This is a genomic window from Streptosporangium carneum (assembly GCF_027922005.1).
GTDB lineage: Bacteria > Actinomycetota > Actinomycetes > Streptosporangiales > Streptosporangiaceae > Streptosporangium > Streptosporangium carneum.
This window is the reverse complement of sequence record NZ_BSEV01000114.1, coordinates 1-601: the sequence shown is the minus strand read 5'-3', so window position 1 is coordinate 601 and position 601 is coordinate 1. Positions and strand designations below refer to the sequence as shown.

General features: G+C 63.4%; 1 protein-coding gene. It reads right to left on the bottom strand.

Features of this window, described 5'->3' with window-relative positions; all coding sequences use genetic code 11:
* Positions 1-26: 26 nt before the first annotated feature.
* The coding region (locus tag PKF00_RS44950; RefSeq protein ID WP_271223765.1) for an IclR family transcriptional regulator at positions 27-601 on the bottom strand (575 nt) is incomplete at its 5' end.

The window sequence follows — 601 nt, the reverse complement described above, 5'->3', positions numbered from 1 at the left end:
TTCGTGCGACCTTCGGATGATTCCGATCAGTTGAGAACCGGAAACTCCATGTCCGGCAGTTCGGTGCAGTTGATCTCTTCGGTGATCGCTGCCGCCGTCGCCTTGAGTTCCGCAAGGTGGCGTTCCACCGCCTCACCCTGCTTCATGGCGGCGGCGAAGTAGATCATCGTCAGCGCCGCTTCGAACTGGCCGTCGCGGAAGATCGGCACCGCCACCGACGAGGTCTTGCCCGGCGTCAGGTTGTGCTGGCCCCAACCGATCGCCGCGTAGCCTTCTTCGCGGATCTTGTTGAGCGTGTTGACCGAGACGTAGGCAGTCAGGTCCTGCTCCGACGGCGAGCCGACGAGCGAAACCCAGTCCATGACGCGGTCGAGCTGTTCCGGCGTCATATGCGCAAGGCACACCCGGCCCGAAGCGCAGTCCATCAGCGGCAGGCGGAAGCCCGGATAATACCGCTCGAAAGTCAGCGAGGTGTCCGCGTGGGTCGAATCGCGCACGACCATATGCGTGCCGATGCGAACCGTCAGCGAGACCGGCCAGCCGATCTTGTGTGCGATCGCCCGAAGATGCCGGCGGCTGTGTTCCACTAGGAAGCTGTCCG